The sequence below is a fragment of the Aurantiacibacter aquimixticola genome, from assembly GCF_003605475.1.
In the GTDB taxonomy this organism is placed as follows: Bacteria; Pseudomonadota; Alphaproteobacteria; order Sphingomonadales; family Sphingomonadaceae; genus Alteraurantiacibacter; species Alteraurantiacibacter aquimixticola_B.
In genome coordinates, this window is sequence record NZ_RAHX01000001.1 from 472532 (window position 1) to 494427 (window position 21896).

The window sequence follows — 21896 nt, forward strand, 5'->3', positions numbered from 1 at the left end:
AACCGCGCCCTCTATGCGACGATTGCGCTGGGCAATCAGTCGTATTGCTTGGAAATCATGTCGCCGAACTGTTCACCTTCGCTGATTTCGGCATAGCACTGCTGCACGACCGAGCGCGACTGCGGATCGAGATCGTCGTCTTCGAGCGCGCTTTCGAACTTGCCCTTGAGATAGTCTTCACCTTCCTCGACGCGCTCTGCGGCGGCTTCGTCGCCATTCTCGAACGCATCGGTAATGCTCATCCACATCTGATGCGCTTCGCCGGTCATCGTGCCTTTAGTGACGAGTTCGCCACCCTGGCGCGCGATTTCAGCGTTCATCTGCTGAACGGTTTGCTCACGCTGCTGCGCGCGTTGCTGGAGCGCCTGCTTGAGCTGCGGGCTTTCGGCTTTCTCGGCGGCCTTGCGATAGCCTTCGACAGAGTCGAACGCCGTGTCGGTGAGCGTCTTGAGAACGGTGTTGGCGGACATATGAAATCTCCTGTTTTCAGCATGTTACTCCACCAACGGCTGTGAACATGGTTATATCCCCAACCCGGCTCTCGCACGGCACGCATCGTCGATCCGGTGTCGCCACTTGCGCTGTGGCTCTGCGTTCATTAGGGCGAAAGGGAATTTGCAACACCCCAAGGAAAGAGGGATTACATGAGCGATACTGCCGCACGCGTGAAGAAGATCGTTGTCGAGCACCTCGGCGTCGAGGAAGACAAGGTCACGCCGGACGCCAGCTTCATCGACGATCTGGGCGCGGACAGCCTTGACATCGTTGAACTCGTCATGGCCTTCGAAGAAGAATTCGGCGTCGAAATCCCCGACGATGCGGCGGAAAAGATCAATACGGTCGGCGACGCCAATAAGTATATCGAAGAGCACACCTCTTAAAATCAGACCTGCCTCGTTCGCGAAGGTATCCCCCGACGCGGACGGGGTCACAAGGGCTCGGCCGGCAAGGCTGGGCCTTTTGTAATTGTGGAGAGAAGATATGCGGCGCGTTGTCGTAACCGGTCTCGGCCTCGTGACTCCCTTAGGCGGCGATGTCGAAACGAGCTGGAAGAATCTGATCGCGGGCGAAAGCGGTATCGGGTCCATCACCAGGTTCGATGCCTCGGACCAGAAATGCACGATCGCGGGCGAAGTGAAGCCTGCCGATCACGAATGGGGCTTCGATGCCGACAAACGCGTGGATCACAAGATCCAGCGGCAGGTGGACCCATTCATCGTCTACGGAATCGATGCAGCCGGGCAGGCGCTCGAGGATGCGGGCCTTACCGAAATGACCGAAGAGCAGAAGCTGCGCGCCGGTTGCTCCATCGGTTCCGGCATCGGCGGACTGCCGGGTATCGAGGAGGAGTCGCTCAATCTCGCCAATCGCGGGCCGGGCCGCGTGTCTCCGCATTTCGTCCACGGCCGCCTCATCAATCTGATCAGCGGGCAGGTCAGCATCAAATATGGTCTGATGGGCCCCAACCACGCGGTCGTCACCGCATGCTCTACAGGCGCGCATTCGATCGGCGACGCGGCGCGCATGATCAAGGACGACGATGCCGATATCATGCTGGCGGGTGGCGCGGAAGCGACCATCTGTCCGATCGGCATTGCCGGCTTCGCCCAGGCCCGCGCGCTCAACACCGGCTTCAACGACCGCCCGGCCGAGGCCAGCCGTCCCTACGACAAGGACCGCGAAGGCTTCGTCATGGGCGAAGGCGCGGGCGTCGTCGTGCTGGAAGAATACGAACACGCAAAGGCACGCGGCGCGACGATCTACGCAGAGGTGGTCGGCTATGGCCTTTCCGGCGATGCCTATCACGTCACAGCGCCGCATCCGGAGGGGAAGGGCGCGGAAAACGCGATGCGCATGGCGATCCGCAAAGCCGGGCTGGAACCGTCGGACATCGACTATGTCAACGCCCACGGCACCAGCACCATGGCCGACACCATCGAACTCGCCGCGGTGAAGCGCGTGCTCGGCGACGATCTGGGCGGCGCGAGCATGAGCAGCACCAAGTCCGCCATTGGCCATTTGCTCGGCGGGGCGGGCGCGGTGGAAAGTATCTTCTGCATCCTCGCCATGCGCGATCAGATCGTGCCGCCCACGCTCAACCTGCACAATCCGGACGAGGGCACCGAAGGCGTCGATCTCGTTCCGCTCACCGCGAAAGAGCGGAAAGTGAACGCAGTTCTCAACAACAGCTTCGGTTTCGGTGGCACCAATGCCTCGCTGGTGATGAAGCGGGTCGAGGACTGATATGAAAAGATTGCTCGCGGCTTTTGTCGCGCTGGGTGTCCTGGCCGTGGTGGCGGTCGGCGGCTGGTTCGCTGCGGGCTGGTATGGCAGTTCCGAAGTGGAGGAAGAAACCGCCTTCATCGTGCCGAGCGGCTCCTCACTGACTTCCGTTGCGAAGAAGCTGCAGGAAGAGGGCCATATCGTCTCCTCCGACGGTTTCCTGCTGCGGGCAAAGGTGCTTGGCGGCAGCGACCCGATCAAGGCGGGCGAATTTCTGCTGCCCAAGGGCGCGAGCCCGTCGAAAATCCTCGACACTTTCCAGCATGGCGACGTCATTCGCCGCTTCGTGACGATTCCGGAAGGCACGCCCTCGGTGATCGTGCACGATATCTTGATGGCGGAAGACCTGCTGGTCGGCGAAATTCCGGTGCCGGAGGAAGGCTCCGTCCTTCCCGAAAGCTACGATTTCGAACGCGGGGAGGAGCGCATTGCCGTGCTCGCCCGGATGCGCCGGGCAATGGATGAGACGCTGGCCGAACTCTGGCCGCAGCGAAGCCAGAATACCGTTGTCAGCAGCCCGGAAGAAGCCGTCGTGCTCGCCAGCATTGTCGAGAAGGAAACCGGCGTCCCCGAAGAGCGACGCATGGTCGCCGGCCTGTATTCCAATCGCGTGCGGCAAGGCATCATGCTGCAGGCCGATCCGACGATCATTTATCCGATCACTCGCGGTCGTCCGCTCGGCCGCCGCATTCGCCAGTCGGAGATCCAAGCCATCAACGACTACAACACCTACTCCATGGTCGGCCTGCCGCGCGGCCCGATAACCAATCCCGGTCGCGCGAGTATCGAGGCGGTGCTCAACCCGGCGGATACGGATGCGATCTACATGGTGGCGGACGGCAGTGGCGGCCATGAGTTCAACACCACGCTACAAGGCCACAACGAGGCGGTCGAGCGATGGTTCGCGCTGCGCCGAGAGCGCGGAGAGATGTGAAGCTTTTCGCTCCGCCAGAGCGCAATGGATTGAGAAATCACGGCGGCGGTCCTATTTTGTTCCGCTATGCCGCAACAACAAACTGACCGCACGGCGCGCTATGTCGTCGAAATGCCCGAGCCGGACGATTTCGCCTTTTGGCGCAATCGGGCGCGGGCGTTGGTGCAGTGCGGCGTCCCGCCGGAGCGGGTGAGCTGGAATGAGCCGGGCGGTAATGCTTCCCTCCTGAGCACGGGCGGGGCGGACCCGCCGAGACCTGTAAAGGATGCGCCGCAGGTCCGGGTCAGCAAACGCTTTTTCTCGCTCGCCAAGACCGCCATCCATCACAGCGATCCGCAGCGCTTCGCCTTGCTCTACGATCTGCTCTGGCGCCTGCAGGATAATCCGCGGTTGATGGAGGACAAGGCCGACACACAAGTCCGCAGGCTGGAGGAGCTCGACAAGAACGTCCGCCGCGATGCGCACAAGATGCACGCCTTCGTGCGCTTTCGCGTGGTGGAGGAAGACGGGCCCGATGGCGAAAAGGCCGAGCACTATGTCGCCTGGTTCGAGCCCGACCATCACATCGTGCGGCGCGAAGCCGGATTTTTCGTACGCCGTTTCGCCAATATGAACTGGTCCATCCTGACGCCGCGCGGGTCGATCCACTGGGACGGCGATACGCTGCGCGAAGGGCCGCCCGCGCAGAAATCCGATGCGCCCAGCGGCGATCCGGCCGAAGATCTCTGGCGCAAATATTATGCATCCATCTTCAATCCCGCGCGTTTGAAGATCGGGGCGATGCTGAGCGAAATGCCCCGCAAATACTGGAAGAATATGCCCGAGGCGGAGCTCATCCCCGAGCTGATTGCGGGCGCGCAGAAGCGGGAGTCGGAAATGGTTGCGGCAGGAGAACTGGAATTCGAGGAACGGCCTGAGACGCTCGCCGCCATCGAGACGGCTATTCATGGCTGCCGCAAATGCCCGATCGGCGATCTCGACAACCAGGCGGTGATGGGCGAGGGGCCGCGCGATGCCGACCTGATGATCGTGGGCGAACAGCCGGGCGATCAGGAGGATCAGGCCGGTCGTCCCTTCGTCGGTCCGGCCGGACAGGTGCTCGATGCCGGGCTGGAAGCGGCGGGGATTGCGCGCGACGGCGCCTATGTCACCAACACCGTCAAGCATTTCAAATATGTGCAGCGCGGAAAGCGGCGCATCCACCAGTCGCCCACCGCGAAAGAGATCGACACCTGTCGCTGGTGGCAGGAGGCCGAGCGCGAGATCGTTAAGCCGAAACTGGTGCTGGCGCTGGGCGCGAGCGCGGCGCGCGGTCTGCTCGGCAAGACAGTGAGCATTTCGAAGGCGCGCGGCGAGCCGATTCCGCTCGACGACGGAAGCGAGCTGTGGGTCACGGCTCACCCGTCTTATCTGCTACGCCTCGATGGCGAGGCCAAGGCCGAGCAGGAGCGATTGTTCGCAGCCGATTTGGCTGCGGTCAGGGAGCGACTGGCGGAACTGGCCGCGTGAAGCGCAAATGGCCGAAGGCCCGGCCCTTCGATACGCGCCTGGCCTGGTTGCTCGCGCTATTCGCGCTGGCGGTGGCAGGGCGCGCATGGCTTGCCGAGAATCCGCAGCACAATCCATGGGCTCCGCTCGACCTGCGCGAACCGCGTGGCTGGGCGACGGGCGCGAAGCTGGCGAGCCTGCGTGGCGATCCGCAGGAATGCCAGGCCGTGCTGGAGCGCAGCGAAGTGGGTTTCACCGCGCTACCCGCCACGGGAGAGGGTGAATGCCGCCGCGAGGATCGGCTGATCCCCGCGGACCTCTCGCTCGCTCCCGCCGATCCGCAAATGACGTGCAGCGTGGCAGCCGGGCTCGCCATCTGGCTCGATCAGGATGTGCAGCCTTTGGCGCGTGAATTGCTCGGTTCTCCAGTCGCGCGCATCGACCAGATCGGCACCTATAGCTGCAGGCGCATGTATGGCTCCGATAGTGGCAGGTGGAGCGAACATGCCACGGGCAATGCAATCGATATCGCGGGGTTCGTGCTGGAGGACGGCAGCCGGATCAGCCTGCTCGGCGACTGGGGCGGAGACGATGCCAAGGCGCAATTCCTGCGCGGTGTGCGCGATGCGGCGTGCGATAGCTTCGGCACTGTCCTTTCACCAGACTACAACGCCGCCCATGCCGATCATTTCCATTTCGACCAAGGCCGCGGCGTCATCGGCGGAGCCTGCCGTTAGACCGGCTCCAGCGCGTAACCTGCGGATCGCACGGTGCGGATCGGGTCGCGCACATTCTCTAACGCTATGGCCTTTCGCAGGCGGCGGATATGCACGTCGACCGTCCGCTCCTCGATCTCGCTACCCGTGCCCCAGACCGCATCGAGCAATTGTCCACGCGAAAATACGCGCCGGGGATGTTCCATGAAGAATTTGACGAGGCGATACTCGGTAGGGCCGACCTGCATTTCCTTGCCGCGCCGCTCCAGGCGGTGCGCCACGGGATCAAGCTTCATATCGCCGACTTCGATGGTCTCGCCGGCAAGGGCAGGGCGCACGCGGCGCAGAACGGCGGAAACGCGGGCAAGCAGTTCGCGCGGCGAGAAGGGCTTGGTGACATAGTCGTCCGCGCCGGTTTCAAGCCCGCGTACCCGGTCGTCCTCGGCCTCGCGCGCGGTGAGCATGATGATCGGCACATGCGCGGTCGATTTTTCGCGGCGAAGGCGGCGGCACACCTCGATGCCGCTCACGCCTTCGATCATCCAGTCGAGAATGACGAGATCGGGCGCGTCTTCCTGCGCCATCACCATCGCCTCTTCCCCGTCAGCGGTGATCCTCACATCGTATCCTTCGCTCTCGAAACGATATTCGAGAAGCTCGGCAAGTGCGGAATCGTCCTCGACGAGGAGCAGCTTGGGTGCGGACATGCCTATCGATCCTGTCTGGTTTCGCAGGCAGGATATGACATTTTCATGGCAGTTTTGTTGCAAGCCCCGCCACCCCGATCACCTCAGCGTTCGATATCGTCAGGATAGCTTCCGGTCGCGGAATAGTGAACCATCTCCGCAACATTGGTCGCATGATCGCCGATCCGCTCGATATTTCGAGCAACGAAGAGCAGCTGCGCCGCGCTCGAAATCGTCTTAGGGTTCTCGACCATGTGACTGACGACATTACGGAAAATGCTGTCGTAGAACGCGTCGACCTTTTCGTCCCGCTCGATGACTTCGCGCGCCAGCACGGGGTCGCGTGCGGCATAGGCCGTGAGCACGTCATGCACCATTTCGGCGGCCACTTCGCCCATTGCGGGAAGCAGCGTCAGCGGCTCGAATGTCGAGCGGCCCTCGATCTTGCCGATGCGCTTGGCGATGTTCTTCGCGTAATCGCCAATCCGCTCGACCACGCCCGAAATTTTCAGCGCGGCGACGATTTCACGAAGATCGTCCGCCATCGGTGCACGCAAGGCGAGGATGCGGACGGCCATCGCGTCCACTTCCGCCTCGAGCGCATCGAGACGACCGTCGCGCTCCACCACGGCCTTGCCAAGTTCCTCGTCGCCCGAGACGAGGGCGGACAGGGCCTCACTGATGGCAAGTTCCGCCAGACCGCCCATCTCCGCGATCAGGCCGCGAAGCCGGGTGATGTCCTCGTCAAAGGCTTTGACCGTGTGTTCCAAGCTTATCCATACCTTCCGGTGATATAGTCCTGCGTGCGCTGCTGCTGCGGATTAGTGAATATGTCCGACGTATGTCCATACTCGACCAGGTGGCCGAGGTGGAAAAACGCGGTCCGCTGGCTCACGCGCGCGGCCTGCTGCATCGAGTGCGTCACGATGACTATAGCATATCGTCCCCGCAGATCGTCGATCAGTTCCTCGATCTTGGCGGTGGCGATGGGGTCCAGTGCGGAGCAGGGCTCGTCCATCAGGATAACTTCGGGATCCACCGCAATCGCGCGCGCGATGCACAGGCGCTGCTGCTGGCCGCCCGACAGTGCTGTGCCCGAATCCTGCAGCCGGTCCTTCACCTCGTCCCAGAGGCCCGCTCGGCGCAAACTCTTCTCGACGATGGTGTCGAGTTCCGCCTTGCCTTCGGCCAGGCCATGGATCTTCGGGCCGTAGGCGATATTCTCGTAAATCGATTTGGGGAATGGATTGGGCTTCTGGAAAACCATCCCGACGCGGGCGCGCAATTGCACCACGTCCATGCCGCTGGCGTAAATGTCTTCGCCATCCAATTCGATCGTGCCGGTCACGCTGGCCGAGGGGATCGTGTCGTTCATGCGGTTGAGCGCGCGCAGGAAGGTCGATTTGCCGCAGCCCGACGGGCCGATGAACGCAGTGACGTGTTCTGTGAACACATCGACGGAAACCTCGTCGATTGCCTTCTTCTTGCCGTAGAAGACGGAGACGTCGCGCGCCTGCATCTTCACCTCGGACGTGGACTCGTCGACCACGTCTTCCGGCCGATCCTGAATCGCTTCGGCGAGCGAGGGGGGCTGGACAGTTTCGTTCATCACCATTTCTTCTCGAAGCGGTTGCGAAGATAAATGGCGAGGCCATTCATCAGCAGGAGGAATACCAATAGCACGATAATCGCCGCACTGGTGCGCTCAACGAAGCCACGGTCGATTTCATCGGACCACAGGAAGATCTGCATCGGCAGTACCGTGGCGTTGTCGGTGAACCCGCTAGGCGGTGAGGAGACGAAAGCCCGCATGCCGATCAGCAGCAGCGGGGCTGTTTCGCCCAGCGCGCGCGCCATGCCGATGATGGTGCCGGTCAGGATGCCGGGCAGGGCGAGTGGCAGGACGTGGTGGAACACCACCTGCACCGGCGAAGCGCCTACGGCGAGCGCGCCGTCCCGAATGCTCGGCGGCACCGCCTTGATCGCGTTGCGTCCGGAGATCACGATTACCGGCATGGTCATCAGCGCCAGCGTCATGCCGCCGATTAGCGGAGCGGAGCGATAGCTCGGGAAAATGGCCAGGAACACGGCGAGGCCGAGCAGGCCGAAAATGATCGAAGGGACGGCCGCCAGATTGTTGATCGATACCTCGATAAGGTCGGTCCACCGATTCTTCGGTGCATATTCCTCGAGATAAAGTGCAGCCAGTACGCCGATCGGAAAGGCGAGCAGCAGCGTGACGATCATCGTCAGGATCGACCCCTTGAGCGCCCCCCAGATGCCGACCAGCTGCGGATCGGTGGCGTCGGCCCGGCTCAGGAATCCGAAGTCGAATTTTTCTTCCAGAACGCCGCGCTCGGACAGTTCCTGCGCTAGCGGCTGCAACGCCGTCTGGCCATCTCCAGAATAGGCGCTAGCAAGATCTTCGTCGGTCGGCAGCCAGAACGTCGTTTCCTGACGCAGCAGCCCGGGGTTGGCTGCGACTTCCTGCGCGACGATGCGCCAGGCTTCCGCGTTGAGATGCTCGGCTGCGTCCGCGCCCAGCGCTTCGTCGGCAGAGAACTGCACCACTTCGACCAATCCCTGTCCCTGAAGGGCGCGCGCGATTTCGGTCTCTTCCTCCAGCGTCGGGCTGACGCTGAGGCCCATTTGCGGGAAATCGATCGGCACCTGCATTTCCGCCCGCTGAAAACCGCCGAGGCCGTTCAGCGTCATGGTGGCGAGCAGGAAGATCAGAACGCTGATGGAGAAGATAATGGCCGACAGGCCCAGCGCCTTGAACCGGCGCTCCGCGGCGTAGCGCTTCTTCAACCGCGCTTCGAACGCTGCGGTGCGCGTCGGCGCACTGGCGGGCGGCGTGGCATCGATGGTGGCTGCGTCACTCATAAGCTTCGCGGAACCTCTTCACGACGCGCAGGGCGATGAAATTCAGGGCAAGCGTGACCAGAAACAGGACGAAGCCGAGCGCGAAGGCGGCGAGCGTCGCCGGGTGATCGAAACTGCCTTCGCCCGTAAGCAAGGCAACGATCTGCACCGTCACCGTCGTCATGGATTCGAGCGGATTTGCGCTGAGATTGGCGGCCGTCGAGGCCGCCATCACCACGATCATGGTTTCCCCGATCGCTCGGCTGATCGCCAGCATCACACCGCCGACGATGCCGGGCAGGGCGGCGGGCACCAGCACGCGCCTGATCGTTTCGTTGGTGGTCGCGCCCATCGCCAGCGAGCCGTCACGCATGGCTTGCGGCACGGCGGCGATGGAATCGTCAGCCATGGAGGATACGAAGGGGATGATCATAACGCCCATGACGAGGCCTGCCGCCAGCGCGCTTTCCGAAGACGGATTGGTCGCGCCCAATGTGATGGCGAAGTCTCGGATGGCAGGAGCGATGGTGAGCGCGGCGAAGTAACCGTAAACCACGGTCGGCACACCCGCGAGAATCTCCAGCGCGGGTTTCACCCACTGCCGGACCTTCGGGTTGGCATATTGCGTGAGGTAGATCGCGCTCATCATGCCAAGCGGGATGGCGACGATCATGGCGATGATGGCGCCGATGAAGAGCGTTCCCCAGAAGAGCGGTATCGCGCCGTAGCGGTCTCCGTCCGGATTGGCGGCATTGCTCATCGGGTCCGGATTCCACTGTAGCCCGAACAGGAAATCAAGCGGGGAGACCATGCCGAAAAAGCGGATCGTCTCGAATACCAGCGTGACGAAGATGCCGAGCGTCGTCAGGATGGCCACCAGCGATGCCAGCAGCAGCGCGATGAGCACCAGCCGCTCGACCCGCGTGCGGGCGGTGAAATCCGGTTTCAGGCGGAGAAATGCATAGGCCGCGCCGGCCCCGGCAATGACCAGACCGATTACGATCCCGATAAGGTTGTAGCGCGAGATCGCTTCGCGGAAAGGCTCCGCCAGTGCGCGCGATTCCTCGTTCAGAACCCGCTGTGCGTCACCGGTGGCAAGCGCGTAAGCCTCGTTGAGAATGGTGCCGCGCCGCAGGCCGAATTCGGGAAGCGATTGCGCCTCCGGACTGGCCAGGACGTGGGCTACGATCAGCTGGCTGCAGACATAGTCCCACGCCAGAAAGAATAGCAGCATCGGCACCGCGATCCACAGCGCGGCATACCAGGCGTGGTAAGTGGGAAGCGAAGCGAGCCGCCCTTGCGGAGCGGCTCGCTTGAAGGTCCAGGCCCGTGCGCGTGCCACCAGCCAACCGGCAAGCCCGAGCCCAAGGGCCAGGAGGAGCGGTATGACTGGTGACATTGCGCGGAAACGAAGTCCCTACTGGAGTTGTTCGGCCGTGAGATTCGGCAGTTCGGTCGTGGCCGAAGTCATGGCCTCCATAACCTCGCCGCGATTTGTCACAAGGCCGATCTGCGACAGCGAGCCGCCTTCTCCCCAGTTCGCGACCCATGTGGCCAGGAATTCCTCGAGCCCGGGGATGATGCCGATATGCGCCTTCTTCACGTAGACATAGAGCGGACGCGCACCGGGATATTCGAAGCTGGCGATGTTGTCGTAGGTCGGCTCGACACCGTTGATGGTAAGACCCTGCACCTGGTCGGAATTCTCGTCCAGGTACGAGTAGCCGAACACGCCGACCGTATTCGGATTGCCGGCGATCTTCTGGACGATGAGATTGTCCTGCTCGCCCTGATCGACGAACTTTCCGTCGCTGCGGATTTCGGTGCAGGTGCGCTCGAACGCGTCCTCATCGGCCTCTTCGGTCGCAGCGAATTCTTCGTTGGATTCGCAACCGGCGAGCATGATCAGCTCGTTGAACGCATCACGCGTGCCCGACGTGGTCGGCGGTCCGTAAACGAGGATCGGCTCGTTCGGCAGCGAAGGATCGACATCGCTCCAGTTCTGCGCCGTCTGCTCTTCGCCATAGGGATTGGCGGCGAGCGCGCGGTAGATGATCTCCGGCGTCAGATCCATGTCGATGCCGCCCTGTGCGGAGGCGATGGCGATACCGTCCATGCCGACCTGAATTTCGGCAATCTCTTCCACGCCGTTTTCCTGACAGGTGGCGAATTCGCTGGCCTTCATGCGGCGCGAGGCATTGACGAAGTCGGGCGTGCTCGGGCCGACGCCGGCGCAGAACAGCGCGATGCCGCCGCCGCTGCCGGTCGATTCGATGCTGGGCGCGGGCAGGTCCGGATTCTCGCGCGAGAAGATTTCCGAAACGCGGCGCGCGAACGGAAACACGGTGGAGGAGCCGACGGCGTGGATCGAATCGCGGCTGTCGCCGCCACCGACCTTGTTATCACCGCAACCGGAGGTGAGAGCGGTCGCGGCCAGCGCGACGGCGGCAAGGGTAATCTTCTTCATTTCACATAGCCCCTTAGGTCCAAGAGTTGAGCTAGCGGCCCCCTATTACCGTCATGCGACAGATTTGCGTCACATGGCGGTCTTATTTATCAACAAGGGGCCGGTCTTATCAGAAATCGAATTCGGCGCGCAGGCCTACGACATCGGCGCTGTAATCGGTCTCGCCGGAAGGCAGGGCGTCCGGCGCGTCGTCATATTCCAGGCGGCCGTAATTGATCTGGAAACGCGTGTAGTCCGTGCTCGTCCAGATGAGCGATGCGAGATAGCCATTCTGCGTGCCGCCGACGATCGGACCATCGATAAGATCAAGATAATCGTAGCGGACATTGAGCTGGATCGCGCCGATGCCGCCTTCGCCCACCGGATTGGCGGGGCGTGTGCGATTGAAGCGACCGCCGCTGTAACCGCGACTGTCGCCCGGAGTGAGGAACACGCCTGCCTCGACGTATCCGCCGAAGAAGGTCGCGTCATCGAAGCCGTCACCGCGGCCGACCTCCTGGCGGTAGCCTTCGGCGGCGAAGTGCAGGGGCCCGCGAATGGCGGCAAGTTCGATGCCGGCACCGAGTTCGCTTTCGGCGTCGAAGCTGCCGGTGTTGACCAGCCGTTCCGATGTGAAGTGGACCAGCGGACGCTGGCGATAACGGACGCTCTCGTCCTCTCCTATATCGGCGAAGTGGAGGGAGCCGCCGAAGTGCAATTGGGTATCGCCGACTTCAGGGTAATAGACCGCACGGCCGTCGACGCTCACGCGGTCGCTGCCGGGAAGATCGCCGAGATTGTCGTGGAAAACGCCGCCCTGCAGTAGCACGGCGTCTCCGCCATATTCGACGGCAACACCGAGGCGACGGCTGAAGCCGAAGGCATCGGTGAACGCGGCGCGCTCGATGAAGGAGGTGAAGCGGCTGCTGGTCAATTCTTCCATCGACTGGAAATTGTTGAACTGGCCGACGGTGATGTCGATGTCGCCCGCGCCATATTCGATCAGCGCGTCGGTGATGTCGACTTCATTCCCAGCGAAATCCACCTCCATTTTGTAGGAGAAGCCGCCAGGAATATCGCCCTGCACGCCGAGCCGGGCGCGGCGGGCCTCGGCGCCGAAGCCATCATCCAAGCCCAAGCCATCGGGCAGGGCGGTCAAGCCGGCATCGAGCATCAGGCGACCGAACGGCTTGAAGCTGAAGCCGTCTTCGCTTTCGACTTCGGGCGCGGCGCCCATGCTGACCTGTGTCGGCGCTTCGGCCGTCACGGCAGGGAAACTCTGGGCGGTCTGCGAGGCGGGAACGGCGCCGACCGTTTCGCTCTCCATTTCGTCCAGCCTGTCCGTGACCTCGGCAAGCTGCGCGGTGAGCTGAGCCACGTGCGCGCGTAGGGCGGCGACTTCCGTATCCTGCGAATCGCTCTGCGCGTGAGCGGGAGCTGCGGCAAAAGCGAGCGCCGCAAGCGGCAATCCATAGATATTACGCATGAAAGACCCCGGTCTGTCCGATTTGTGACCGCGGCCTCTAGATTTGTGACATTACACTTATGTGACAGGCCGGAAGAAGGCTGTGGACAAGCGATCAGCCGCGGCGTGCCAGCGGAAGGCGCACGGTGACGGTCGTCCCTTCGCCGCGCTGGCTGGCGATGTCGAGACGACCGCGGTGCCGTTCGACGATGTGCTTCACGATGGCGAGGCCCAGTCCCGTTCCGCCAGCTGCGCGGCTACGCCCGGGGTCGGTGCGATAAAAGCGCCGGGTAAGGTGCGGCAGATGTTCAGCATCGATGCCATCGCCGTGATCGCGGATCTTGAGAACTGCCATGTCGCGCTCACCAGCGGCCAGAGTCACTTTCACCGGCTCATCAGCCGAACCGTATTTCATGGCATTGTCGACCAGATTGCGGACCAGCTGTTCCAGCTGCTTTTCGTCGCCGCGCACTTCGATGGCCTTGTCGGTTACGTCGAATTTCAGGCGCGCGGTCCGCTCCGGCCCCGCACCATCTCGTGCGGCCTGTTTCACGAGCAATGGTAGCGAGACGATGGAGCGGGGCTGATCGTGCTTTTCGGCCTCGACCCGGCTTAGCGACATGAGGTCGTCGATCAGCGATTTCAGCCGGCGCGCCTCTCGAAGAACCGTACCGTAAAACTTCTGTCGCTGCTCGGATGGGACCTGGTCGCCCTCGTCTTCGAGCGTTTCCACGAATCCGATGATCGATGCGAGCGGAGTGCGCAGCTCATGGCTGGCATTGGCGACGAAATCCGTATGCGCGCGGCTGATATCGGCCTCCGCGGTGCGGTTGACCAATTCAACGAGGCTGTAGCGCTCGTCGATGCGCTGATAGGTCATCTGCCAATTGCTTTTCGGGCCGGTCAGTCCCTGCACCGTGGCGCTGCCACCCTCCGATCGCGCCAGCAGATCGATTGCCGCAGGATGACGCAGTGCCACGCGGGCGTCTTGCCCGACGACATGCCTGCCGATCTCCTCGCGCGCCTGTGCATTGGCGACGATGATACGGTCGGAATCGAGCAGCAGCATCGGGAGACCGGAATGCTCGATCAGATCGCGCATGCCAGCCCGTGTGATTGTCAGACCTTCGACCTGAGCGGTCGCCTGCGGCACGGGCGGCGGCACGGCGATCCAGAAACTCGCAATCCAAAGCGTCAGGACGGCTGCCACGAGTATGCCGTCAACGCCCGCAAGCAGCATGCCACCGCCAGCAAAGACGGCGATGACCACGCCTGCGACCGGGATGAAGCGCCCCTCCATGGGAAGAACGCATAGACATAGATTTGTGACAGTTGCCAGCACGGATCGAGCGATTTTCGTGCCGCCTGGTGACCCCTACGGGAATCGAACCCGTGTTTCAGCCGTGAGAGGGCCGCGTCCTGACCGCTAGACGAAGGGGCCCTGTGGGGCAGTATGCCGGAGAGCGCTTCGCAAAGCGCGCCATCGCTGGTGACCCCTACGGGAATCGAACCCGTGTTTCAGCCGTGAAAGGGCCGCGTCCTAACCGCTAGACGAAGGGGCCACACGCGATGGAGCGGCGCACTTAGGGGCGCTGCGCTTTGCGGTCAAGTGCGCTTTCGCCGCTTTTGTCCGGGCAGGCGCAAATCAGTCCGCCCATGCCGCATCCTCGAGGTGCAATTCCGCGGCGGGTCGCGATCCCCAGTCGTCGATCTTGGCCCGACCGGCAAGCCAGAGCTTCCGGCCCTTTGCACCGTGCAACAGCGCCTGGCCCATCGGGCTTTCGGCGGCGCGGAAGGCGATCGCCTTGAATCGTCCGCCATCCTGCCCGGCAGCGATGACGCGCAGATGATCATTCCCGACGACATCAGCTTTCACCAGCGTCACTGGGCCGATCGCCACCCGTGGGCCGGGCCAGCCGACGCCGTAAGGCCCCGCCGTGTCGAGCGTCTGCACGAGTTCCGGTGTGAGACCGCTGGGTGCCAGTGCCAGATCGAGCAGCATCTGCTGTTCGGCCGATGCGCGTGAGACAGGCCCTTCCAGGCGCTCGACCAGCCAGTCGCCAAAGCCGGCGAGTTTGTCCGCCGCCACGGTCAGGCCTGCGGCCATCGCGTGCCCGCCGCCCTTGACGAGGTGTCCGGCATCGGTCGCCCCGATGATGGCCGCGCCAAGGTCCACGCCCGGGATCGATCGCCCCGATCCCTTGCCTTCGCCGTTTTCCACGTCGAGCGCGATGACGAGGGCGGGCTTGCCGGTCTTTTCCTTGATGCGCCCTGCGACGATGCCGATGACGCCGGGGTGCCATCCTTCGCCCGCGCAAATGATGACCGGGCGATTGTGCTGCGCATCCAGTTGCTGCTCGGCCGCTTCCTGCACGGCGGCTTCGATGGCCCGGCGCTCGTCGTTCAGAGTGGAAAGTTGTTCCGCGATCGCGCGGGCCTCGTCCGGATCTTCGGTGGTGAGCAATCGCACGCCGAGTGTCGCCTCTCCGATACGTCCCGCTGCGTTGATGCGCGGGCCGAGTGCGAAGCCGCAATCGCTGGCGGCGGGCGCGGCCTTCAATCGGCTAGCATCGATCAAAGCGGCCATGCCGACATTCGCCCGGCGCGCCATAACCTTGAGCCCCTGCGCGACAAAGGCGCGATTGAGTCCGCGAATGGCAGCGACATCCGCCACCGTGCCGAGCGCCACGAGATCGAGGAGCGAGAGCAGGTCCGGCTCGGCGCGGTCCTTGAAAAAGCCACGCTCCCGAAGCGTGCGCGTTACCGCGACGGCCAGGATGAAGGCGACGCCGACAGCGGCGAGATGGCCATGGGACGAGGCGAGATCGCCTTCGTCGAGCCGATTGGGGTTCACCAGAGCATAAGTGCGCGGCAAGTCCGGCGCGCATTTATGATGGTCCACCACGATAACGTCGATCCCCGCATCATGCGCCATGCCCAGCGCCTCATGCGCCATTGCACCGCAATCCACGGTCACGATCAGGCTTGATCCATCCTGCCCGATCTTGAGCAGCGCTTCGCCGCTCGGCCCATAACCTTCGAGCAGGCGATCGGGGATGTAATGGCGCGCATCGTGGCCGAGCATGCGGATCAGACGGATGAGAAGCGCCGAACTCGTCGCCCCATCGACATCGTAATCGCCATACACGGTCACCGTTTCGCGAGAGATAATCGCTTCGGCGATACGCTCTGCCGCGCGGTCCATATCGGCAAAGGCGGATGGATCCGGCAGGAAGGCGCGTAGCGAGGGCGCGCGGTGCATATCGAGCTCCTCACGTCTCACCCCGCGCGACAGCAGGAGCTGCGTCGCGATATCCTGTTCGAGCCCGCCAATACCGGACGCTATTTCCATGTTGCCACCGCGCCAGCGCCAGCTTTTGCCGCTGATTGAGGAGTCGATGCCGAAAACCGATACGCGCGTCGTCATGCCTGCACGAGTATCCCCGGCAGGCCGCCAAAGGAAGATTGCGCGGCCCGCTCTCGACAGTTTCGGGCAATCGCAGTCCCGTTTCAGGACGAAAACGGACCTTTCTGGGACTCGACGCAGCAAAGCTTTCGCGTCATCACTTTTCCGACCGGAACGGAAGGGTGATGTTCGATCGCGCTCGCGCAAGACCTTGAATCGAATAGACTGATGCCGGGTGTCTCGCTGCTCTTCGCGGCAGGAAGCCGGCCGACCGTCGCCGATCTGCAGCGTCTGGCGGATACGACGGGGCATTTCTCCATCAGTCTCGACCCCTCGGCAGGCAATACCGAAGGGCAGGGTTGGCTCGAACTTCTTATCACTGGCCTCACATTCGACCTCAAGGGTCTGCTGCCGTCCGAAGGTGCCCGGATTCCGAAGTTCGAGCACGCATATGGAGTGCCGCCGTCCGTCGATAGAAACGCCGCGGAAGCCGTAGAACTCGTGCCCGGCCCGCATCTTGCTGGCGGCGCGACGATGTTTCCGGTCGTGCGCAGTCTCGCCTTGTTGGCGGCCCGATTGTCCGGGCTCGACGGTGTGTCGGGTGTCGTGTGGCACGCGGCAGGGGCATGCAGCGCGCCCGATATATTCCAGCGCGGCGTGGTTGCATGGGTGGAGGGCGGTCCCTTTCCCGGGCTCGGCCTGACTTCACTGGAGACGGACGCGAATGGCGGGTTGCGAAGCAGGGGTCTTGCGCTGCTTACGGGCCAGGAACTTGCCCTGTCGGCAGACATGTGCGCGGACCGCGCGCGGGCGGCCAAGATCGCGCTGCGTTTGATCAACTGGGTTGTCGAGCACGGTCGCATCGACGCGCAGCTTGCTTTCAGTGGCCCTGGTGGAGAAGCACTGGTGCTGGAAGCTGTGGAAAACTCCACCATTGTACGGGTGGTGCAGGGGTCGCGATAGGGGAATACATGACGGGCCGTTCAGCGCAGCCGCGTCCGTACCTGTCGTTCCGCTCCGTCAATCGACGAGGAGCCCCTGAATTCCAGCCCAACATGCAACGGCATCACCTCCTGCCTTTGCAACTGCTTCGCACACCTTGCTTCGCATCTTTCTTTGAAAAACTTGGCGTTGGATCAGTCGGCTTCGATGACTTCCGCCGCAACGGCCTGTTGCTGCCGAGTACGGGAAAAGAGGCGCGGCGAACTCGGCTACCTCTCCATCGCGGACCGCATCGTAGATACAACGATCTCGTTGCTCAAAGGATCGGGCGGATCGATTGCAGCTGGCGGTCGGCTCACGCGAGAATGCCCAAAAAGCGCACGTTGTGATGCATTGATGCGCTTGCGATGGTTGCAGGGTGCCCTTCGCAAGCAGCTCATCAGTCTGAGACGCAGCACGTTCTTTCTCAATCGCAAGGATCCGTTTCGCCTGGATCTCGACTTCGCTGACCTCGATGCGATGGCCGACCAGCTGTGGGCCTCTACGGAGACGCGCTAAGCGGCTTTTTCGAAATGAGGCCATTCCCGCCGCAAGGCCAGCATGCGTTCCTCAGGGCCGGGCGTCATCTTGAGCCAGTTTTCAAGCCGCCGCGAAGCTTCTCCCAGCTCCGGCTCGCCGAAATTGGCAGCGACACCGGCGAGCTTGTGCAACTGCGAGGCAAGTTCCGCCCAATCCGTCTGCCCGGGTGATCGCTCCAACGATTGCTTCAGCTGGGCGAGAAGCTGGACCTTGCGATCGCGATAACGATCCACCAAGCCTCCGGTCATCGGGGCAAGATCGGCGCGCTCCGAAACGATTTCATCCTGCGCATCGTCATCGTCTCCATCGCCCAGCCACCGGGCCAGCTCGCGAGCCAGCGCGACGGTCGTCACCGGCTTGCCCAGGTGCGACTGCATTCCTGCTTCGCGGCACGCGGCCACGTCGTCTGGATAGCAATTGGCGGTAAGGGCGATGATAGGCAGGCTCTCTGCCGTAAATCCCATGGCCCGCAATTGCCGCGTCGCTTCGAGACCGTCGACATCGGGCATCTGCATGTCCATGAGAACGGCGGCAAATGGCCGCCCGGCATCGCGTGCGGCAATGACGGCCTCGACCGCCTGCTCGCCATTTTCGACCAGCTCGGCGTCTATTCCAAGAGCTTCCGCCATGGACATGATCAGTTCCTGATTGATGCCGTGATCCTCGGCGATCAGGACGTGGGTGTTCGAAAGCGAGGACACAGCGGCGTCTTCGGTCGATACGATCTCCACCGCGGGGATGGAAGGCAGCGACTCGGCCTTTCGCAGAGGCAGACGGATGGTGAACTGCGTTCCGACACCCTGCTTGGAATGCACGGTGATGCGTCCGTCCATCATTGTCACGAGCTGGCTTGAGATCGACAGGCCAAGCCCCGTCCCGCCATAGCGGCGTGCCGTAGTGCCGTCTTCCTGCCGGAAGGGCGAGAAGATAGCTTCCAGTTTCGCTTCCTCGATACCGATCCCGGTATCGATGACCGAGATCAGCAGATATTTGCCGTCATTGGATGTTTCGACGCGCGCTTCCACGTCGATTCCGCCGTTTTCCGTGAACTTCACAGCATTGCCGATCAGGTTCAGCAGGATCTGACGCAGCCGTAGAGGATCCAGCTCAACCAGCTCGGGCACGTCATCCTCGATCCAGACGCTCATCGAAAGGCCGCGCGCGCGTGCCATCGGCTCCATCAGCTTGACGGCATGATTGAGTTTATGACGCACATCGGTCGGCTCGGCCACGATCCGCAACTGGCCCGACTCGATTTTTGAGTGATCGAGAACATCGTTGAGTAGCTGCATCATCGCGCGGCCCGACTCCGCGATCAGTCGCACTTGGTCTCGCTGCGTCTCGTCCAGATCGCTTTCCATGAGGAGCTCGGTGAACCCCACGACACCGTTCATCGGCGTCCGGATTTCATGGCTCATATTGGCGAGGAAGGTGGATTTGGCTTGGGCCTCATCCAACGCCTTCTCCCGTGCGGTCATCAGTTCCGCTTCCAGATCCTTGGATCGCTGGATGTCGAAATTGATGCCGACATAGCCGACGACCTCGCCATCTTCGTCATATTCAGGCGCGCCGATGCCCTTGACCCACACCGTCGATCCATCGGGGCGAAGCCAGCGCCATTCGGTATCGATTCGCTCTTCGCGCGCGACCGCCGTCATCAGCGCGCTCATCACATCGTCGTAATCGTCCGGGTGAAGAGCGCGCGCCCATCTATCGCCTTCCCAGTCGGTCAGGCCGGCCGATTCCTCCCACGCCCGATTGACGTAGATGCACTGGCCGCGCGCGTCCGTGCGCCAGATCCCGGCAGGCGCCACATCGGCGAGAGTCGTGAAGCTTAGCGCGGCTTGCTCATCTTCTTCCCGCTCCGCCCGTTGACGGAAGTACAGCGTGGCAAAGGCAAACGCCGCAACGCTGCTTGCGACAAGAGCCAGAAGTTCGATCATCCCACCCACCATCGTTTCCCTCGATGGTGCGGCGGATAGACCGCGCTTGCCTACGCCGGCGCAATCGCAGCCCTATGGAATGTCACTTAGCCTTCGTGCCCGCTTTGCCCGCCTTGCTTGCACTGTTGGCAGCGCTGAGCAGCGCGCGCACGCCTGCGGTCGCGACGTCCTCGTCAAGCCCTACTCCCCAACCGGTGCGGCCATCGGGGGCTTCCCATTCGATATAGGCGGCCGCATTGGCATCGACGCCAGAGCCGATGGCGTGTTCGGAATAGTCTATAACTTCCATCGCAACGCCGAAACTGTCCCTCAGGGTCGCGAGCACGCTGGAGATCAGCCCCTTGCCGCGCCCGGACACGCTTTGCTCTTCGCCATCGACTTCGACCGTCCCTGCAAACATGCGTGTTCCATCGGAGGCGCGGCTCTCGGCGTAGTCGACCAGGCGGAAACGGCGCTTCTCGACGCCGAGGAAGTAAGCCTTGCGAAAGGCCTCCCAGATATCGTCGCCGTTGAGTTCGCGCCCCAGCTGGTCGGCCAGCTGCTGCACATGGCGAGAGAAGTCGATCTGCAATCGCTTGGGCAGTTTCAGCCCGTGGCGCTGTTCCAGCACCCAGGCGAAACCGCCTTTGCCGCTTTGCGAATTCACGCGGATGACCGCTTCGTAATTGCGACCCAGATCGGCGGGATCGATAGGCAGGTAAGGCACGCGCCAAAGATCGTCGTTTTGTTGGCCCTGCGCCTCGAACCCCTTCTTGATCGCGTCCTGGTGGCTGCCGGAGAAGGCGGTAAAGACCAGCTCGCCGCCATAAGGATGACGTTCGTGAACGGGCAAGGCGTTGCAATATTCGACCGTCTCGATCACGCGATCGATGTCTGAAAAGTCGAGGCCCGGGTCGATACCCTGCGTATACATATTGAGCGCCACGGTGACGATGCAGCAATTGCCGGTCCGCTCGCCATTGCCGAACAGGCAGCCCTCGATCCGATCGGCACCCGCCATCAGGCCGAGTTCGGCCGCCGCAACGCCCGTCCCGCGATCGTTATGTGTGTGGAGGGAGATCACCGCTGCTTCCCGGTTCGGCAGGTTGCGGCAGAAATACTCGATCTGGTCGGCATAGACATTCGGTGTCGCCGCTTCGACTGTGGCAGGCAGGTTGAGGATGATCGGCCAGTCCTCAGTAGGGCCGACGACCTTCATCACCGCCTCGCAGACCTCCAGGCTGAAATCGAGCTCGGCGGTCGAGAACGTCTCCGGCGAATACTGGAAATGCCACTTGGTGTCAGGCCGTTTTGCCGCCTCGTCGACCAGCAGCTGCGCGCCTTTCACGGCAATCTGGCGCACCTCCTGGCGGCTCATGCGGAACACGATATCGCGCCAGGCGGGGCTGAGCGCATTGTAGAGATGGACGGTGGCGGAACGCGCGCCTTCAAGGCTTTCGAAACTACGGCGGATCAGGTCTTCGCGCGCTTGGGTGAGCACCTGGACGGTCACGTCGTCCGGCACCTTGCCGGAGTTGACCAGCCAGTTGATGAAGTCGAATTCGGTCTGCCCGGCGGCGGGGAAGCCGACTTCGATTTCCTTCACGCCGATGTCCAGCAGCAGCTCGAAGAAGCGCGTTTTCTTCGCCCTGTCCATCGGGTCGATGATCGACTGGTTGCCATCGCGCAGGTCGGTCGACAGCCATCGCGGCGGTGTGGTGATGGTGCGCGTCGGCCACTGCCTGTCTGGCAGGTCGACTTGCGGGAAGGGGCGGTATTTGGCGCTCGGATCGCGGAGCATGGACTTGGCTTTCTTCGACTGGCCTGCTGGTCTGACGGGATGGCCCTTAGGCGGTTCGCCCGCGCGTGGCAGGGCGGATGGCGCGCCTAAGGGCGCGTAAGTCGAAGCAGCAGATCGAGATCGAAAGCCGTGCTCATCGCAAGCGAAGCTACCCAGCGGCGCGGGCCACGTCCAGTGCGAATGCGGTTTCAGGTGATACAGAGAACGGCAAATTTGTGAACTGCGCGACTTCACCGCCAAACCGCAGAAATGCGTGATATTGGGCACGATTTGCCGGTGCAGGGTGTAACCTTCGGGATCAGGGCCGGGCGGTGCGATCATGGCAGATCGCTAGCCGCCCGGCTCCTGTGTAGGACAGTCCGG

19 protein-coding genes and 2 tRNA genes are annotated in these 21896 nt (G+C 62.7%); 7 read left to right on the top strand and 14 right to left on the bottom strand.

Features of this window, described 5'->3' with window-relative positions; all coding sequences use genetic code 11:
- Positions 1 to 35: 35 nt before the first annotated feature.
- Positions 36 to 470 carry a ferritin-like domain-containing protein gene (locus tag D6201_RS02465; protein WP_120047259.1) on the bottom strand — a complete coding sequence of 145 codons (435 nt, stop codon included), beginning with the start codon at positions 468 to 470 and terminating at the stop codon, positions 36 to 38.
- Positions 471 to 644: 174 nt separating this feature from the next.
- Between D6201_RS02465 and D6201_RS02470 the strand changes: the two genes are divergently transcribed.
- The 5 genes from D6201_RS02470 to D6201_RS02490 all read left to right on the top strand — a co-directional run bounded on the left by D6201_RS02470 (position 645) and on the right by D6201_RS02490 (position 5442).
- Entirely contained in the window at positions 645 to 881 is a 237-nt protein-coding gene (locus tag D6201_RS02470; RefSeq protein ID WP_120047260.1) for an acyl carrier protein, read from the top strand.
- A gap of 100 nt (positions 882 to 981) precedes the next feature.
- Positions 982 to 2244 (top strand): beta-ketoacyl-ACP synthase II, encoded by a 1263-nt coding sequence (fabF, locus tag D6201_RS02475; RefSeq protein ID WP_120047261.1) that lies wholly within the window; start codon positions 982 to 984, stop codon positions 2242 to 2244.
- Position 2245: 1 nt separating this feature from the next.
- Positions 2246 to 3217, top strand: a complete 972-nt coding sequence (gene mltG, locus D6201_RS02480) for an endolytic transglycosylase MltG (RefSeq protein WP_120047262.1) — start codon at positions 2246 to 2248, stop codon at positions 3215 to 3217.
- Positions 3218 to 3283: 66 nt separating this feature from the next.
- Positions 3284 to 4726 (top strand): UdgX family uracil-DNA binding protein, encoded by a 1443-nt coding sequence (locus D6201_RS02485; protein ID WP_120047263.1) that lies wholly within the window; start codon positions 3284 to 3286, stop codon positions 4724 to 4726.
- Entirely contained in the window at positions 4723 to 5442 is a 720-nt protein-coding gene (locus D6201_RS02490; RefSeq protein WP_120047264.1) for an extensin-like domain-containing protein, read from the top strand. The genes D6201_RS02485 and D6201_RS02490 overlap by 4 nt, the downstream gene beginning before the upstream one ends.
- Here D6201_RS02490 and phoB read toward each other — a convergent pair.
- From phoB to recJ, 11 genes are all read right to left on the bottom strand, one after another.
- Positions 5439 to 6128 carry a phosphate regulon transcriptional regulator PhoB gene (phoB, locus tag D6201_RS02495; RefSeq protein ID WP_120047265.1) on the bottom strand — a complete coding sequence of 230 codons (690 nt, stop codon included), beginning with the start codon at positions 6126 to 6128 and terminating at the stop codon, positions 5439 to 5441. The genes D6201_RS02490 and phoB overlap by 4 nt on opposite strands.
- Before the next feature lie 83 nt (positions 6129 to 6211).
- On the bottom strand, positions 6212 to 6883 hold the full coding sequence (phoU, locus tag D6201_RS02500) for a phosphate signaling complex protein PhoU (protein WP_120047266.1): 672 nt from the start codon (positions 6881 to 6883) through the stop codon (positions 6212 to 6214).
- The gene (gene pstB / locus D6201_RS02505; protein ID WP_242447553.1) at positions 6880 to 7626 is read right to left on the bottom strand and encodes a phosphate ABC transporter ATP-binding protein PstB; all 747 of its coding nucleotides are present in this window, start codon (positions 7624 to 7626) and stop codon (positions 6880 to 6882) included. The genes phoU and pstB overlap by 4 nt, the downstream gene beginning before the upstream one ends.
- Positions 7627 to 7715: 89 nt before the next feature.
- On the bottom strand, positions 7716 to 8993 hold the full coding sequence (gene pstA, locus D6201_RS02510; protein WP_120047267.1) for a phosphate ABC transporter permease PstA: 1278 nt from the start codon (positions 8991 to 8993) through the stop codon (positions 7716 to 7718).
- Positions 8986 to 10371: a phosphate ABC transporter permease subunit PstC gene (gene pstC, locus D6201_RS02515; protein WP_120047268.1), complete on the bottom strand. Its 1386-nt coding sequence runs from the start codon at positions 10369 to 10371 to the stop codon at positions 8986 to 8988. Before pstC ends, pstA begins: the two co-directional genes overlap by 8 nt.
- A gap of 18 nt (positions 10372 to 10389) precedes the next feature.
- Positions 10390 to 11439 (bottom strand): substrate-binding domain-containing protein, encoded by a 1050-nt coding sequence (locus D6201_RS02520; protein ID WP_120047269.1) that lies wholly within the window; start codon positions 11437 to 11439, stop codon positions 10390 to 10392.
- A 109-nt stretch (positions 11440 to 11548) separates the two neighbouring features.
- Entirely contained in the window at positions 11549 to 12904 is a 1356-nt protein-coding gene (locus D6201_RS02525) for an OprO/OprP family phosphate-selective porin (protein ID WP_120047270.1), read from the bottom strand.
- 94 nt (positions 12905 to 12998) lie between these two features.
- Positions 12999 to 14183 (bottom strand): sensor histidine kinase, encoded by a 1185-nt coding sequence (locus tag D6201_RS02530; RefSeq protein WP_120047271.1) that lies wholly within the window; start codon positions 14181 to 14183, stop codon positions 12999 to 13001.
- Between the two features lie 66 nt (positions 14184 to 14249).
- Positions 14250 to 14324: transfer RNA gene (locus D6201_RS02535), tRNA-Glu, on the bottom strand.
- A gap of 46 nt (positions 14325 to 14370) precedes the next feature.
- Positions 14371 to 14445 (bottom strand) — tRNA-Glu (locus D6201_RS02540).
- Between the two features lie 83 nt (positions 14446 to 14528).
- Positions 14529 to 16310 carry a single-stranded-DNA-specific exonuclease RecJ gene (recJ, locus tag D6201_RS02545; protein ID WP_120047272.1) on the bottom strand — a complete coding sequence of 594 codons (1782 nt, stop codon included), beginning with the start codon at positions 16308 to 16310 and terminating at the stop codon, positions 14529 to 14531.
- A gap of 207 nt (positions 16311 to 16517) precedes the next feature.
- On the opposite strand from recJ, the gene D6201_RS02550 reads away from it, so the two are divergent.
- Together D6201_RS02550 and D6201_RS13050 are read left to right on the top strand one after the other, a co-directional pair.
- Positions 16518 to 17252: a hypothetical protein gene (locus D6201_RS02550; RefSeq protein ID WP_120047273.1), complete on the top strand. Its 735-nt coding sequence runs from the start codon at positions 16518 to 16520 to the stop codon at positions 17250 to 17252.
- A gap of 92 nt (positions 17253 to 17344) precedes the next feature.
- Positions 17345 to 17620, top strand: a complete 276-nt coding sequence (locus D6201_RS13050; RefSeq protein WP_242447554.1) for an AHH domain-containing protein — start codon at positions 17345 to 17347, stop codon at positions 17618 to 17620.
- Between the two features lie 165 nt (positions 17621 to 17785).
- On the opposite strand, the gene D6201_RS02560 is transcribed toward D6201_RS13050, so the two are convergent.
- The gene (locus D6201_RS02560) at positions 17786 to 19753 is read right to left on the bottom strand and encodes a PAS domain-containing hybrid sensor histidine kinase/response regulator (protein ID WP_165853474.1); all 1968 of its coding nucleotides are present in this window, start codon (positions 19751 to 19753) and stop codon (positions 17786 to 17788) included.
- Between the two features lie 82 nt (positions 19754 to 19835).
- Positions 19836 to 21533 carry a 2-isopropylmalate synthase gene (leuA, locus tag D6201_RS02565; protein WP_120047275.1) on the bottom strand — a complete coding sequence of 566 codons (1698 nt, stop codon included), beginning with the start codon at positions 21531 to 21533 and terminating at the stop codon, positions 19836 to 19838.
- Between the last annotated feature and the right edge of the window lie 363 nt (positions 21534 to 21896).